This window comes from Azospirillum sp. BE72 (assembly GCF_031455875.1).
Taxonomy (GTDB): domain Bacteria; phylum Pseudomonadota; class Alphaproteobacteria; order Azospirillales; family Azospirillaceae; genus Azospirillum.
Genome location: NZ_JAVDTO010000018.1, coordinates 40,675 through 56,654, shown reverse-complemented (window position 1 = coordinate 56,654; position 15,980 = coordinate 40,675). Strand labels below are relative to the sequence as shown.

Here is a 15,980-nt window from a genome sequence, read left to right as displayed (position 1 = left end):
TCAGTCCCCCTTCCGTCCGGAGGGGGCCCCGTACAGCGCCGCCATCAGATCGCCGCCGTTGGCGGCGAGCCAATTTCCCAGTCCGAATGCGTTGGCCAGCGAACGGTACGCCGTGGCCACCCGGTCGGCGCGCGCACCATGCGTCGCCGCGAGGGACGCGGCCCAGGCGTCCCGGCATGTGCAGGGATAAGCCGACAGAGTGTCCACGGTGCCGTGGTCCTGTCGGGCCCGGTAGTCGTCGAGAAGCCCGACGACTGCGTCGCGGCAGTGCGGGCAGGTGTCCGGAGACCGGGTGATCTTGCCTTCCCGGTCGTAATAGCTGCGGTACCAGGCGATCTCGACGCGGCCGGCCAGCGTGGGACCGAGCCGGTGCAGAACCTCGACCAGCGACCATAATGACGGTGCCGCGTAGCCGCCGTCGCGGCTCAGCACGTCGAGCAGGGTATAGGGCTTGATATGCAGCGGAAACACGACCGCGCGATCCGCCCCGTTGTCCAGCGCCCAGCGTACGGTCGCGACGGCGTCGTCGATCGCTTCCGCCGGAGACAGGAAGGCGGTGCCGAGGCAGACATTGGCGTAGACGCCCAATCCCCGCTCGCGAAGCAGCCCGGACGCCCGCGCGAAGTCGGCCGGGGAACCGCCCTTGTTGATGCAGAAGCGGCGGACCCACCGGTCGACCGATTCCAGTCCCATCTCCACGGTGACGCCGCGTCCCGGCGGCCGGATGGCAAGCAGTTCGTCGGCCGTCTCCGGCGTGACCCATTCCGAACGGGTCTCAAGCAGCAGCACTGAGGCCGGATGGGCGGCCATCAGGGCGTAGATGCGGCGGCGCGCCTCCTCCGGTACCTCCGCAGGGTCGAGTAGGCTGCCGGAGGGCGAGACCATCAGCTCGTCGACCGGATGCTCCAGCGCCAGGAGCGCCTGCCGGACCGACTCCACCATGGCGTCGGGCTGCGGCGGCTCGGACCGGCCGTAGTTGCACATGGTGCAGCCGCCCTGCCGGTCCCAGCGGCAGCCCCCCGTGCGGAACCAGACCTCGCCGTAAAGCCCGGCGGGAACTCGTTCGATGCGGTTGAAGAACGGCTGGTTCGGGGGAAGCGGCGGACGCGGCTCCCGGATCTTGGCCATGAGGCGCGAAAGGAACGGGTTGGTGTCGTTCATGTCCATGGTCATCCGCCGCACTCATTGCCGATGTGAGTCGCCAACGTGTCGGGACTGGTGAAGACGGCGTCGAGATCCACGGCATCCGGGTCGAACCGGATGCTGAACCGATCCTCCAGGCTCACCAGCAAACGCACGATGTCCATGGAATCCAGGCCGAGGTCCGAAGTCAGGTGCGCGGCGGGGTCGATCTGCCGGCCCGCGAAGCGATCTTGGAATTCGCGGCGGATCACGTCGATGATGTCGGCGGGGGTCGCCCGTCCGGTTTCCAATCTCATGCTCATTTATCTCACCTCACCTGGAGCGGCATCGGGCGGAATGGTCAGGGCCGCGAACTCCTCAGCCGTGAACCGGCGGCGGATGAGGTGGACGCGGTCCGCGACCGCCGCGGCTTCCGCCGCAAAGCCTCTGCCGAGAAAAAGGCCGGGATTGCCTGTCAACCCATAGGCACCCGCGTTGAGGACGCACACGCGGTCGCCGGGCCGTAATGCGGGGAGGTCGATCTCCGCCGCGATCCGGTCGGCCGGCGTGCACAGCGGGCCGCAGAGCGTTGCCTTGACGGGCGGCGCGTCCGCCGGCCCGTCGGCGGACGTCAGCACCTCGATCATCGGCGGCCTTGCGCCGCGATAGTGGTCATCGAAGCCGAACTGTGCGATGCCGCCGTCCAACAGCACGAACCGGCGGGTGTTCTTGATCTTCACGTCTTGGACCGTGGCGACCAGGAGGCCGGCGGGAGCCATCAGGAAACGGCCGGACTCGAAGGCCATGCGGACCGTCCAGGGATGGCGCTTGCGGTACTCGGCCATGTGGGGGGCCAGCGCGGCTCCCAGCCCGCTCCAGTCGGGGGAAGGGTCGCGCATCCGGATCGGTGTTCCGAACCCGCCGCCGAAGTCGAGGAAGGTCAGGCGCGCCGGCGTCGCCTCCTGGAGCCTGGCAGCCTGCTCCATCAGGGACCGGCAGGTAGCGGTCACCTCTTCCACCGACGCCTGCTGGGTACCGGCGTAGCTATGCAGCCCGACGATCCGCAAGGACGGCAGGAAGAGCGCGCTCTTCAGCGCGCGCCCGGCATCCTCGACATCCATGCCGAACTGGGTATCGCCCGACATGGCAAGGCGCCCGCCCGATCGTCCCAGGTCCAGACGCAGGGCGACGGGCACCGGAGCGTCGCTGGACGCCAGCCGGGCAAGGCGGTCAAGTTCGGTCACCGATTCCACGACGAGGGCCTCCACGCCGGCCGCGGCCGCAGCGGCGAGTTCGTCGTCGGTCTTGGCCGGACCCACGAAGATGATCCGCCCGGCCGGAACGCCTGCCCGCAACGCCGTCGAAAGTTCGCCCTGCGAAGCCACTTCGACGCCAAGGCCCCTGTCGGTGTAGAAGCGCAGGATCCAAGGGTTCGGATTCGCCTTTGCGGAATAGTAGAGGTGCGCGCCGTCGGGCAGGGCCGCCCGCAGGGTCGCGAGCCGGTCCTCCATCGTGTCGTGGAAATAGACGAAGAGTGGCGTACCGAACCTGTCCGCAGCCCATCGCACCCGGTCCTTCCAACCGGCCGGCAGGGGCGGGATCGTCATGCCGCCGGTCATGCCACGCTTCGCCCGGTCATGCGGGATTTGCCCCGCTCGAGGATCTCGTCCAATCCGTCCTCGTGCTCCGCCAAGTCCCGCAAGGCGTCGGCGAGGTGGCGCCGGTCGGTGTCGCGGACCGCGTCGAGCGCGTCGGCGCAGGCTCGCCGGTGCCGATCGAGCGCTCTGCCCAGATTCGCGTCCAGATTCGCGCCCAGGTCCGACGCCGCGAGGAGACCGGCGATGCGGGCAAGCGACCGCCCGCGTCCGGAGATCCCGAAACCCAGGGTTGCTCGCTCGCTCGACCGCAGCTCGGCCTCGATCCGGTCGGCGAGGCCGCGAATCGCGCTGCCGCCTGTGGCCGCCGCGCGGCGCACGGCGATGCCCAGTTCCAGCACCGCCGCGTCACCGGCCGGCGGTGCGGCTGCCGAGATCGCCCGCACCGCGGAGGTGCGGCCGTCCGGTTCGGCGGCTTCGGCGAGTTTGTCCCGGTGCACCATGCGAAGCGGGAAGCCGGCGGGATCGTGGACGATCAGGGTTCCGTCCGCTTCGAGGCCGATCATCACCACGAAACCTCCGCCTTCGGCATGATAGCGGTCCTCCAGGAAATCCCAGAGCCTGGAGCGGCTCAAGGGGCCGATGGCAACCGGCCCCCCCGCCAGCCACTTGGCCTGCGCCGCCCAGAACCCCTCGCGGGCGCCGGAATCCGACGGCATCGGCAGCATGTCCGGTGGGCAGCCACAGATCCGCAGCCCGTTGACGAGGCCGGCCAGCGGCTCCACCGATGGTGTCAGCCACGAGGTCGGGCGGGATAGCGGCGCCTGAACGGCGAATGGGCGTCCCGTGGCGCAGTCGGCGTGAACGGGGTCAGGCAACCCCGCCGCCGCCACGAGCATCGTGAGAGCCGCCGCTGCGGTATCCCTGGATTTGCCGAAATAGGGGGGCAGCGGCCGTCCCGTCATCGGACCATGCCCTCCCCCGCCTTGCGAAGGATCCACACCTGATTGGAGGAAGCGTCTGAAAAAGCACCGCCGTCGAAGTCGCCATATACCGCCTCGATGTCGAAGCCGACCTCGGCCGCCAGAGTTCGCACTTCGGCGGCATCGACCCATGCGAAGGGAAAGGCGTTGTGCCGGCGGCTGACGACGGTTCCGTCGGAAGCGGTGCGTTCCACCGTTATGAGACAGTCCATTCGGCCGGCGGCGAAATCGTACCGGTAAGTGTCCCAGACGACGAGGCCCGCTCCGGTGCTGGAGATGGACGCATGCATCAGGCGCGGCACGGCGTCGTGCGCTTCGGCCCAGGCCCGGTCGAAGACGTAATGATCGAAGGCAAAGCGGCCGCCGGACGCCAGCGCCGCATGGACCTGGGTGAAGACCGCGCGCCGGTCGTCCGGAGTGACGAAGTGGCCGATGGTGCGAAAGGGGATCGTCAGCAGGTCTACGCCGCGGAGACCTAGCCGGCGTGCGTCCATGCGGCAGAGCGTCAGGCGGTCCGGCACCCCAGCCGCCTCCGCATTGCGGCGGCAGACGGCGAGCATCGGCTCCGACGCATCGATCCCGATGACCGGACGGCCGAGGCTGGCCAATTCTATGGCGATCCGACCCGTTCCGACCCCCACTTCGACCAGGGTTCCGCCGTTCGCAAGGCCGAGACCGCGATAGAAGGCGCAACTCGGCTCGCAGGCGGGATCGCCCGACGCCCATGGATCGTAGAATTCGGCCATAGCATCGTAGAAACTCATTGGCTGCTCACCGGGTCGTTATGCCCAGCGCCTCGGCCAGATACTTGCCGGACACCGAATTCTTATTGGCGGCGACCTCTTCGGGCGTGCCTTGGGCCACGATGGTGCCGCCTTCCATGCCGCCGCCGGGGCCGAGATCGACGATCCAGTCCGCACATTTTACGAGGTCGAGGTCGTGCTCGACGACCACCACGGTGTTCCCGGCATCGACCAGTCGGTCGAGAATGCGGACCAGCATGCCCACATCCACCGGGTGAAGCCCGCGGGTCGGCTCATCGAGGACGTAGGTGTAGCCTTTTTTACTGAGGCGCTCGGCGATCTTGATGCGCTGGCGCTCTCCCCCTGACAGCTCGGTCAGGCTCTGCCCGAGGCGCAGGTAGCCGACGCCCACTTCAAGGAGAAGCTGGAAGCGTTTGCGGACTTCGGACGAGCGGAAAACATCCTGCGCCTGCTCGACCGTCAGGTCGAGAATGTCTGCGATGGTGCGGCCGGCATAGCGGTAGCCGAGGGTCTTCTCATTGAACCGCCGGCCGTTGCACGCCTCGCACACCTCCTTCACGTCGCCCAGGAAATGCATGTCCAGACGCGTGTATCCCAATCCTTCGCAGACTGGGCAGGCGCCTTCGCTGTTGAACGCGAACAGCGCCGGCGGCATGCCGGTCGCGCGGGCGAACTCGGCCCGCATGTCGTCGAAGGCTTCCACGTAGGTGACGACGACCGAGCGCGAGGAGTTGCCGATCGGCGACTGGTCGATGACGATCGCGTTCGGTATCTGGCGCAGCAGTTCCTTGATGAGAGAACTCTTGCCCGATCCGGAAACCCCCGTGATGCAGTTGAGCACGCTCTTGTAAAAATGTGCGCTGACGCCCTTGAGATTGTTGAGGTTGGCCTGCCGCACCTCCAGCGCCTGGGTGCGTTTGCGGCGGCGCTTCGGTACGGGTATCGTGTGCCTTCCCGATAGAACCAATCCGGTCGGGCTGTCCGTTTCGGCGATTTCTTCCGGCGTTCCGACTTTGAGGACTTCCCCGCCATGGGCTCCGGCGTAGGGCCCGACGTCGACGATGACGTCGGCTTTCCGGATGATCGCCAGATCGTGCTCGACCACCACCACCGAGTTCGGCTTGGCGGCCAGCGAGCGCAGCAGCACCACCAGCCGTTCGCTGTCCGCCGGGTGCAGCCCGACGGACGGTTCGTCGAGAACGTAGATGATCTCGCGGAACGCACTGCCGAGCTGGCGGGCAAGCTTGACTCGCTGCGCCTCGCCACCGGACAGAGTGTCGATGGAGCGGTTCATCGTGAGGTAGCCCACGCCCACCTGCTCCAGATGCTCCAGCCGTCCGGTTACGGCGCCGACGATTCGCTGGGCGACCGCACCCTCAAGGCCATTCAGCAGGGGTCTGAGTTCCCGCACCTCCATGTTGAGCAAATCGACGACGCTGTGGCCGCAGACCTCCACAGCCCGGGCTGCAGCGTTCAGTCTGGACCCTCCGCATTGACGGCAGGGAGCGTTGACGAAGAACTGATCGTCGTACTCCTTCCCGCCGCGGCTGTCTGACGCCCGCTTCATCAGACGGCTGACGATCCCTTCGTAAGTAAAGGTCTGTACGTATCCGGGATCACGGTTGCTGTATTCCAAAGGAGGATGATGCAACAATTTGTCCATCTCCTCATTGGAAAACTGATACAAGGGCTTGTTCATGTCGAACATGCCGACAGCGGCGACGATGTTCCAGTAACGGCCGCCGACCTTCCAGGTGCGATGGCGGATTGCCCCTTGCTGCAGCGACTTGTTCATGTCGAGGAGCAGTGCCTTCTCGACCTCAAGGCTGACACCAAGTCCAGAACACGCCTCGCATGCGCCTTTCGGTGTGTTGAACGAGAATTCACCTGCCGACAGAATTGGATTCCCAACTCGTGAAAAAAGAAGCCGAAGAAAGGAATGAATGTCTGTAACCGTCCCAACCGTCGATCTGGGGTTACGGGCCAGCGGCCGCTGATCTATGGCAATTGCCGGAGATAGTCCTTCGATCTCGTTGACCTGCGGCGGGCTGAATCGCTGCATCGCTTGCCGCGCATAGGTGTTAATGGAGTTGAGAAGTTCGCTCTGCGCAGCCGCAAACAAGGTATCAAATACAAGTGACGATTTACCAGAGCCTGAGACTCCGGTCACAATGACAAGCTTATTTCTCGGTATCCGGACGTCTACACTTTTGAGATTATTCTCACATGCACCAGAAATAACGATATCCATGGATGCTTGTCCGAATTCTTATAAGATCTTGTCGAATATCGATTTGCGATTGATAGTCTAAGATCTCGATCTCCATCGATATATATGCAATCTCCAAAAATCAAGCGTCAATTACAAGAAGATACATACCTAAGTATTCAAATCCTATGTTATCAATGCGTCGATAAGTCGCATACTGAGTCTTATCATCTATGTCTTTATCTGTAAGTCATTGTAATGTCTATTGGTGCACAGAACCCGTCACCGGATGGAATACTATGGAGATTTTGGACGAGGGAAAACACAGGAAGTTTCGGCCGGGAAACGGCGGTGGCAGGGCCAACACGGGCGGGGTTTTGTTCGAGGTCGAGGTCGCCGCCTGGTTTGCGGTGAGCTTGCTGGCGGGCAACGGCCGTGACTTGCCATGGGCTTTGCCAGCGGCAACATTTCCTTTGGAAATTTATTGTCAGGCAGGGACCTGTGTGGACGATTTGGTTGTCCCGACCAACCGCGGCGGCCGGATTTTTGTCCAGGCCAAGAAGGGGCTGTCCATGGGGGACAGAGGAGCCCGCTTTGCTGGTGCGCTGCAACAGCTTGTTCGGCAATATCTCGACTGCCAGAGGGGCTCGGGAGCGGGACTTCGGCGGGGCCCTCTCAATCCCGACCGCGACCGCCTTGTGCTTATCGTCGACCCATTATCGGCAAACGTCGTTCGGGAGGTGTTGCCAAGCCTACTGAACCAACTCCGCCAGTCGGCCCCCAGTCAGCACGCGAACCTGCCGTTGTCCAACCGCGCACAGAAGGCAAACAATCAGTTCTTTGAGCTGATGCGGGCGGCCTGGCTTCAGGAATGCGGCACCGCGCCCTCCGAGGAGCATCTCGGCAGGTTCCTGAAGATGTTCTTCGTTCATGTGCTGGACATTGGATGCAATGGACGGGACCGCGAGGCTGCCAACTCCCTGCTTCGGAGCGTGCTCGTGGAGCCCGGCGGGTCCGCGATTGCGTGGTCGACTTTGATCTCCCACTTTCTCGTTCAGGGGTCACTGAGCGCGGCTTGCAATCGAGCCTCCCTGATCGACAAGCTCTCGCGGGACGGGATTTCCGTGCAGCCGGACATAAGCCATGGCCAACGCCGCGTGGTCAGCCTGCCGCATCTTCCCGCCCACTATGTGCACCGGGGTGCCTACTCGGAACACGTTCGCGATGCGCTGCTCATCCCACCCGGCGCGAATGGTCGTCCTCAGCCCGTATGTCTTTTCGGCATGCCGGGCGTGGGAAAAAGTGCTCTGGCTGCGGCGGTCGCCCGTGACCAGGCGGTGCGTGACCGCTATCCTGACGGCATTTGCTGGTTGCCGGTCGGCCGCAACGTCAGGAACATGACGCAATTGCCGGAACAGCTGATCGAATGGCTTACCGGCGCACCGCCGCCGCGGCTGCCCTCGTGGCGCCAAGCAGGGACGCAGATCGCCCAACTCACTCAAGGCCTCTCCTGTTTGATCATCCTTGACGACGTGTGGAATGCAGAACACCTTAAAGCGTTTAAAGACATCGGTGACCGCAGCAATTTGCTCATCACCACCCGCAACCATCATGTCGGCGAGAAGGTACTGGCGCGCCATGTGGCGATCGAGCCCATGGAGCAGGAGGAGGCCTGCCGACTCCTTGCCACTGCCAGCGAGCGCCTCGAAGGGAAAGAGGCACGCATTCTCGCTCTCGTCGCCAAGCGGTGCGGCCATCTTCCTTTAATGCTTGCGGTCATCGGCCGCAGCGCGAAGCGGCGGGACCGCAATTGGAGGAGCGTGCTGGATTGGCTGGACCAAGCTCCAATCGGTGATTTTCGGATCTCCTTGCCTGATTACGAATATGACGATGTCGCTTCGGCTCTCAGGGCAAGCGTCGATGATCTGAAGGAAGAGAACCAGTGGGTAAAGGCCGCATTCTTGCGTTGCGCCATCTTTCCATCGAACGTCCCTATTCCGCTGACCACCCTCGCGCTTCTGTGGAAGCCAATCAGCACAGGATATATTTCTGCCCAGGGCCTAGCTGATCTCCTGACAGATATTTCTCTCCTGATGCCGTACAAGGGTGATGGGCGATATCTGATCCACGATATCTATGGTGAATATCTCAAGTCCACCGTCCCCAATCAGCACATTATCCATGCCGAGCTGGTGGAGGCCTACCGGAGCGCCTGCGGCGCCGACTGGGCGGCCGGGCCACTCGACCAGTACTGCTACGATTACTTGTTCCATCACCTGATGGCCGCCGGCCTGCAGAGGGAGTCCCAGGATTTGCTGTTCAACAGCAAATGGCTGCATAACAGTGAATACGAGGCTGCCGACTGGACCGATTCTGAGAGGTGGACGTCCGCAAGGGTGCACAAGCACTCCGATTGGGTCATCGGTCTCCGATTCTTGCCGGACGGCCGTCATGCTGTCAGCGCGTCCAAGGATGGTCATGTGCGCATCCTGGATGTGATGGAGCCATCGAACTGTGCTGTTCTTGGCACGCATGACGCGGCCGTCTGGTCCGCTGTGCCGAGTCATTGCGGCCGCTGGATTTCCAGCGGTTGCGGCAACGGCAACGTAAGAATTTGGGAGATCGGTGAAAATTGGAGCGCTACCGGTCAACCCAAAAGCAAGAACGCCGACAACGAGATCATTCTCACCACGACACCGGTTGGAAGCGGCCCCGATGTCGTGTATGGCGGATCCGGAGGCCTCTTGCACCTTTGGCACACCACAACGGAAAGAAGGCCTCCGCTCTCCAGAAATGCCGGGACGCCTTCCGATATCCCCGATTGGATCTGGAATCTCAAAGTAACCCCGGATGGTGGAACGGTTGCTACCGGATCGTCGACAGGGGAAATCATCCTGTGGACGCTGCCCAGACTTGCCAGATTGGATTATCTCGTGGGTCATGAGAACAGTGTGTGGGCCATTGATATCAACGCCGACGGCACACGCCTGCTATCCGGTTCGGCCGACCACACGGTTATCCTGTGGGATCTCGTCAACCGGATGGAAATTCTCCGTATCCCCGGGCATCAGGGATGGCCTTGGTCGGTGGCATTCGTGCCCGGCACAAATCTGATTGTGACTGGCTCGACCGACAGAACCGTGCGGCTATGGGACCTTACCGACAATCGACTCCTGAAGGTCTATGAGAGTGTCTGCGGTTTCACGACCTTGTCGGTGGATTCGCACGGCAAGCGCTTGATCGCGGGAGATAATGAAGGATTCATTCATGTCCTGGATATCTAGAGCGAGGTGGATATCCCAGCCGATGCGGCGGAAAATTGCCGAAGCTTGGCCGCCGGGCAATGTCGCAACGGCTTCATCTTCGCCATTCTCACAGGATGACTTTCCTGAGATCTACGAGAAATACTTCAAGGACATCGTCGAATCCGGTGCGATAACCATGGATCCATCGGGGTGGCGTGACACCGACGCCGGCTTGAAGATCGTTCCGACCACCACATCGGCGGCTTCCTTCGTCGCGGCAAGATATCACGTCGATCATGGCAATAATCTAGGACAATCCAAAACAGGAATCGGTTCATTGCTTGAATGCTGGGATCGTCGAAAATACCGTCACGACAGCTTTAGCATTTTTTCGTCCGTAACGACAGCCAGCCTCGGAACTTTGTTCGCCCTCAAAAATATGGGGGTGACTCATATTGTTGCAGACACGCCACTGTATTTCGGCTCTATTTATCAGATGAATCTTCTTGGCTTCAATGTAACCCTACTTCCAACATATGCCGACAGCGGATATCTGAGCGGTATCCAAAATCATGTGAAGACAGCAAGATCTCCAACCGTATTCTGGATATCGCAGCCAAAATTTGGTTTGGGAATCGATCAGAATTTATCCATCGTTGAGCAACTGATCGATTTGATTCCGCAGGGATGTTGGCTTGTCATAGATGAGGCGATGGAGATGCGTTTCCCATCGTGGCTGTCGCAGTCGGAACGGTTTGTTGCTGATGCTCCGGTAATCCGACTGCGTGGCTTCTTCAAGCCGCTTGGACTTAACGGCTTCCGCATTGCCGCTGCGCTTCATCCGCCAGCCTTGAGGAGCCATTATGAGTCACTGCAATGGGCTGTAACCGGAGGGTTGGACGGTTTCAGCTTGGCTGTTCTTAATGAATTTGCGCAATCTCCGGCCCAATTTAAGGGGATGCTTGATCATTGCAGAGAAAAAATTTTGACTCGCCGGGAAATAATTGAATCTTTTCTTTCTGGATCAAGCCTCAAGCTGAATCCGATTGTTAACGGATATATAGGGTCCATGCGTATTCCTTGGGGCACGCGCCCGGAAAAGCACGTTCAAATGCGGGACTCCCTATTAAGTTTCTGCCAAGCAATGAAAATGCCCGTAATGCTCGGAGCAAGCATGTTGTTTGCCTTCGAAGAGGGAACAGAGATCGTCAGGTTGAATTTCTTATCAGAGCCGCATCACATAGAAAATTTCGCAAAGGTCATGGCAGAAAGATATAATTTCAAATAATTACTCCAATAATCTCTTGCATGATTCAAAGATATTGTTCTGAATAGATGTTTCCGAGCGAAGCAGCGGCACCGGCTGAGCCATGACAGCGATCGTTCGACCAGCTGCCGCTTCGCGAGTACGACGAAGCCCTTGCCGCGATCGAAGCGGTTGCATAGCCGGCATTTTGAAGAGGCTTTCGATGCCGGTGATGCGCCGGCCGCGCACGCACCGGCCATGGCGCCGGGTCATGTTGCTGCTGGCCCAGGTTTCGTCGAGGGACACCACGCGGATGGGATCGAGCACCGGCTGCCCGCGGATAAGAAAACCCTCACGCGCTTCCGAATTCAGTCCGGTCGGAAGCCGCTCTCGTGTAGCCGATGGAAATCCGTGGTCCAGCCGCAACCTGGACATCGCCCAGGGTGACGTCGCGTCCAGTTTAGCCCATAGGAAGCCGAGGTCCAGCCGCAACCGTATGGTCGTGCCGCCAAACCTGCGACATTTTGGACGGTCAAGGTGGCCGGGACCAGCGATCGTGCTCCGGTTCGGTGGTCGCGGGTTTCGAACCGAGTACGATGGACCAGCTCGACCTTGAGAGTGTGGAAGAAGCTCTCCATGGGAGCTTTGTCGTAGCAGCAGCCCTTGCGCGACATGGACTGCCGCATCCCCGGCCGCCCGCAGCCGCGCGATCTCCGCCGTCTGCTCATCCGGCTTCGCCGGCACGGCGGTGTCGGATGTGGCCGCAGCGTCGGACCGTGAGCGCGGTGGGTGGCCTTTGGCAACCCGCCGCCAGTTCCGCAGCACCGAAGTCTGCAGGCCTAACTCATGCGCCACATGCTCCAGTGGCCGGCCACATCAAATTTTACGAAAATTAGCTTCGCAGTGCTAAGGGAATATTATCTTAGGTAGATGCGCGGAATACAAACGCAATTTTCGTTGATTTTGGCAAGTGGCCAACGTTATTAAAGTAGCACAGAAAGGTAACTTTTCTCGTTTATCGGAAATCTATTGGTGGGCATGCACGCGCTGGCCTGCTGCGCGGCGGGACGGCAGCTTATCGGCTGTCTTCCGCGAGCGGCACATTCGCTGACGCAAGCATGGTCTCGCGATGCAATCCAGGAAATGAGGCATGCCACGTCTGGTGGAAGACAGCGTGATTCCGGATACCGGGCTGTCATGCCTGACCTTCATGCTGCGCCTCATGGGCCATCCCGCCGATCCGGAGCAGCTCCGTCATGACCAGGCTGCCCGCGGCCGGGCGATGGAGACGCTTGACATCCTGCGCGCGGCGAAGCGCTTCGGCCTGAAGGCGCGATCCGTCACCACCCGTTGGGAACGGCTGGCCGCCACGCCGCTGCCGGCCATCGCCAGGCGGCGCGACGGGCGTTACTTCATCATCGCCAAGATCGACGGCGACCGCGTGCTGATCCAGGATCCGCTGGAATCGAAGCCGCTGGCGTTGCCGCGGGCGGTGGTCGAACCGGCATGGTCGGGCGAACTGGTGCTGATGGCCCGGCGGGCAGGGCTGGATCTGGCCCAGGTGCGCTTCGGCATCGGCTGGTTCGTGCCGGCCCTGCTGAAATACCGGCGCCTGTTCTCGGAAATCCTGCTCGCCTCCTTCATGTTGCAGGTGTTCGGGCTGATCAGTCCGCTGTTCTTCCAGGTCGTCGTCGACAAGGTGCTGGCCCACCGCAGCCTGACCACACTGGACATCCTGACCATCGGGCTGGTGGTGGTGTCGCTGTTCGAGACGGTGCTGGGCGGGTTGCGCAGCTATCTGTTCTCGCACACCACCAGCCGGGTCGACGTGACGCTGGGCGCGCGGCTGTTCGACCATCTGCTGGCGCTGCCGCTGCCCTATTTCCAGGCGCGCCGGGTCGGCGACAACGTAGCGCGGGTGCGCGAGCTGGACCGCATCCGCGACTTCCTGACCGGATCGGCGCTGACGCTGGTCATCGATCTGGTCTTCACCGTCGTCTTCCTGGCGGTGATGTGGTGGTACAGCCCTGCGCTGACCGGCATCGTGCTGGCGTCGCTGCCGGTCTATGCCGCGATCAGCCTTGCCGTCACCCCGATCCTGCGCCGGCGGCTGGAAGCCAAATTCGCCCTGGGGGCGGAGAACCAGGCCTTCCTGGTGGAGAGCATTTCCGGCATCGAGACGCTGAAGGCGATGGCGGTCGAACCGGAGATGCGCCGCCATTGGGAGGAGAAACTGGCCGCCTATGTCGGCGCCGCCTTTCGCGCGACCAGCCTGGGCGTGGTCGCCGGCCAGGCCGTCCAGCTCGTCAGCAAGCTGACCCTGGCGGCCCTGCTCTATGTCGGCGCGCAGGAGGTGATCGGCGGCGCGCTGACCATCGGCGCCCTGGTGGCGGTGAACATGCTGGCGGGGCGGGTGTCGTCGCCGGTGCTGCGGCTGGCGCAGCTGTGGAACGACTTCCAGCAGGCGCGCGTCTCGGTCGAAAGGCTGGCCGACATCCTCAACACCACGCCGGAACCGGCGGCGAAGCCGGGGCGGCTGCCGCTGCCGGCCATCCGCGGCCGTATCCGCTTCGATCGGGTGGGATTCCGCTATCGCCCCGATGCCTCCCCCACGCTCCAGGGCATCGACCTGACGGTGGAGGCGGGGGAGTCGGTCGGTATCGTCGGCTCGTCCGGCTCTGGGAAGAGCACGCTGACCAAGCTGGTGCAGCGGCTCTATGTCCCGGAGACCGGCCGTGTGCTGATCGACGACGTGGACCTGTCGCTGGTGGACGTGGCGTGGCTACGGCGCCAGATCGGCGTCGTCCTGCAGGAGAACGTGCTGTTCAACCGCTCCATCCGCGACAACATCGCCCTTGCCGATCCCGGCATGCCGATGGACCGGATCGTCGAGGCGGCGCGGCTGGCCGGGGCGGACCGCTTCATCCTGGGCCTGCCGGAAGGCTACGATACCGTGATCGGCGAGCGCGGCGCCAGCCTGTCGGGCGGACAGCGCCAGCGCATCGCCATCGCCCGCGCGCTGGCCACCGATCCCCGCATCCTGATCTTTGACGAGGCGACCAGCGCGCTCGATGTCGAGAGCGAGGCGGCGATCCAGGCCAACATGCGCCGCATCTGCGACAACCGCACGGTTCTGATCGTCGCCCACCGGCTGTCCACCGTGCGCGGCTGCGACCGCATCGTCACGGTGGAGGAGGGGAGGATCGCCGAACAGGGCACCCATGACGACCTGATCCGGCTCGGCGGGCGCTATGCGGCGCTGTGGCGGATGCAGGCGGGCGGAGAGGCGGAGGTCGGCCATGGCGTCGCCTGAGACCGCGACCGAACCCGTGGTCGCGACGCACGCCGCGCCGGCCGCTCCCGCCGCGCCACCGCCAAACCCGCCCCCGCCGCCGCGCATCCGCCCCCGCCGCGGACACGAACTGGAATTCCTGCCGGCGGCGCTGGAGGCGATGGACACGCCGCCCTCGCCGTTCGCCAGGGCGGTGTCGCTGCTGATCGTCGCCTTCGCCGTCGCCGCCGTGGCGTGGGCGTGGATCGGCCACATCGACATCACCGCCGTCACCCGCGGACGCGTCATTCCCAGCGACCGCAACAAGCTGGTGCAGACGCTGGAGCCGGGCATCGTCCGCGCCATCCGCGTCACCGAGGGGCAGCAGGTGGAGCAGGGGGCGGTGCTTCTGGAGCTCGACCCCACCGACAGCGACGCCGACGCCGGGCGCGCCGAATGGGAACTGGCGGTGGCGGAGACCGAGGCGGCCCGCCTGCGCGCCGCTCTGGCCGGCCGGCGCGGCTTCGACCCGCCGCACGCCGCCGACGCCGCCCTGGTGGCGCTGCAGCGCTCGATCCTGGCCAACCAGCTGACGGCCCGCGACGCCGCCCTCGACGCCATCGGCAGCCAGGAGCGCCAGCGCCGGGCGGAGATCGCGGCGCTGGCCGCGGAGAAGGCGCGGCTGGCTGCCACCCTGCCGCTGATCCGTGAGCAGGTGCAGGCCAAGCGGAACCTGTCCCAGCGCGGCTACAGCCCGCGCTTCGACCTGCTGGAGCTGGAGAAGGAGCTTGCCGAGGTCGAGTATGGCGCCGTCGCCGCGAAGAACCGCGAGGCCGAGGCCGAGGCGGCGCTGAAGGGGCTGGGCGACGAGCGGCGGCGGGTGATCGCGGAGTTCGACGGCAGGGCGATGACCGACCTCGCCGATGCCGAGAACCGCGCCGCCGCCTTGCGCCAGGAACTGACCAAGGCGGCGCGCCGGCGGGAGCGCCAGCTTCTGACCGCACCGGTCGGCGGGGTGATCCAGCAGCTCTCCGTCCACACGGTCGGCGGGGTGGTCACGGCGGCGGAACCGCTGATGGTGATCGTCCCGGCCAGCCGCACCCTGGTCGTCGAGGTGCAGGTGGAGAACAAGGACATCGGCTTCCTCCACCCCGGCATGCCGGCGGAAATCAAGGTCGACGCCTTTCCCTTTACCCGCTACGGGCTGCTGCCCGGCACGGTCGCGGCGGTTTCGCACGACGTGATCCTGCCGCCGGACGGGGCGGCGGCACGCACCGGGGCGGCCGAACCGGTGACGGCGGCCGACCGCGACGGCCCGAAATTCTCGGCGCGCATCGCGCTGGACCGCACCGTCATCCGCGGCGAGACCGGCGAGGACATCGCGCTGGCTCCCGGCATGGCGGTGACGGCGGAGGTGAAGACCGGCCGCCGCCGCATCCTCGACTACCTGCTTTCCCCGGTGCTCGCCCACGTCCACGACGCGATGCGCGAGCGCTGAGTCCCGAACCTTTCCCGATCCCGCAGCCGCAAGGCCCCGAAGCAACC

The 15,980-nt window shown here is 63.6% G+C and carries 10 protein-coding genes and 2 pseudogenes; 4 read left to right on the top strand and 8 right to left on the bottom strand.

Annotated features, from left to right (window positions below; all coding sequences use genetic code 11):
* Genes J2Y49_RS27850 through J2Y49_RS27825 form a run of 6 tightly spaced genes read right to left on the bottom strand, consistent with a single transcriptional unit; the run spans position 1 to position 6,715 of the window.
* Positions 1-1,173 carry a hypothetical protein gene (locus tag J2Y49_RS27850; protein WP_310118637.1) on the bottom strand — a complete coding sequence of 391 codons (1,173 nt, stop codon included), beginning with the start codon at positions 1,171-1,173 and terminating at the stop codon, positions 1-3.
* Positions 1,170-1,445: an acyl carrier protein gene (locus J2Y49_RS27845; RefSeq protein WP_310118636.1), complete on the bottom strand. Its 276-nt coding sequence runs from the start codon at positions 1,443-1,445 to the stop codon at positions 1,170-1,172. The genes J2Y49_RS27850 and J2Y49_RS27845 overlap by 4 nt, the downstream gene beginning before the upstream one ends.
* Entirely contained in the window at positions 1,446-2,741 is a 1,296-nt protein-coding gene (locus tag J2Y49_RS27840) for an alanine racemase (RefSeq protein WP_310118634.1), read from the bottom strand. It lies immediately after the preceding gene.
* On the bottom strand, positions 2,738-3,682 hold the full coding sequence (locus tag J2Y49_RS27835; RefSeq protein ID WP_310118633.1) for a hypothetical protein: 945 nt from the start codon (positions 3,680-3,682) through the stop codon (positions 2,738-2,740). The genes J2Y49_RS27840 and J2Y49_RS27835 overlap by 4 nt, the downstream gene beginning before the upstream one ends.
* Positions 3,679-4,464 carry a class I SAM-dependent methyltransferase gene (locus J2Y49_RS27830; RefSeq protein ID WP_310118631.1) on the bottom strand — a complete coding sequence of 262 codons (786 nt, stop codon included), beginning with the start codon at positions 4,462-4,464 and terminating at the stop codon, positions 3,679-3,681. Before J2Y49_RS27830 ends, J2Y49_RS27835 begins: the two co-directional genes overlap by 4 nt.
* A 7-nt stretch (positions 4,465-4,471) precedes the next feature.
* Positions 4,472-6,715 (bottom strand): excinuclease ABC subunit UvrA, encoded by a 2,244-nt coding sequence (locus J2Y49_RS27825; protein ID WP_310118629.1) that lies wholly within the window; start codon positions 6,713-6,715, stop codon positions 4,472-4,474.
* A gap of 257 nt (positions 6,716-6,972) precedes the next feature.
* On the opposite strand from J2Y49_RS27825, the gene J2Y49_RS27820 reads away from it, so the two are divergent.
* A complete protein-coding gene (locus tag J2Y49_RS27820; protein ID WP_310118628.1) occupies positions 6,973-9,957 on the top strand; it encodes an NB-ARC domain-containing protein in 2,985 nt (994 codons plus the stop codon).
* Positions 9,941-11,206, top strand: a complete 1,266-nt coding sequence (locus tag J2Y49_RS27815; protein ID WP_310118626.1) for an aminotransferase class I/II-fold pyridoxal phosphate-dependent enzyme — start codon at positions 9,941-9,943, stop codon at positions 11,204-11,206. Before J2Y49_RS27820 ends, J2Y49_RS27815 begins: the two co-directional genes overlap by 17 nt.
* 189 nt (positions 11,207-11,395) lie before the next feature.
* Here the strand turns inward: J2Y49_RS27815 and J2Y49_RS27810 are convergent.
* Positions 11,396-11,500 (bottom strand): annotated as a pseudogene (locus J2Y49_RS27810) (IS630 family transposase); the annotation flags it as partial.
* Positions 11,501-11,736: 236 nt separating this feature from the next.
* Positions 11,737-11,853, bottom strand: a pseudogene (locus tag J2Y49_RS27805) (IS3 family transposase); the annotation flags it as partial.
* 461 nt (positions 11,854-12,314) lie between these two features.
* On the opposite strand from J2Y49_RS27805, the gene J2Y49_RS27800 reads away from it, so the two are divergent.
* Positions 12,315-14,477 (top strand): type I secretion system permease/ATPase, encoded by a 2,163-nt coding sequence (locus J2Y49_RS27800; RefSeq protein WP_310118625.1) that lies wholly within the window; start codon positions 12,315-12,317, stop codon positions 14,475-14,477.
* Complete coding sequence (locus tag J2Y49_RS27795; protein ID WP_310118624.1) at positions 14,464-15,933, top strand: HlyD family type I secretion periplasmic adaptor subunit; 1,470 nt, start codon at positions 14,464-14,466, stop codon at positions 15,931-15,933. The genes J2Y49_RS27800 and J2Y49_RS27795 overlap by 14 nt, the downstream gene beginning before the upstream one ends.
* The last annotated feature ends 47 nt before the right edge of the window (positions 15,934-15,980 follow it).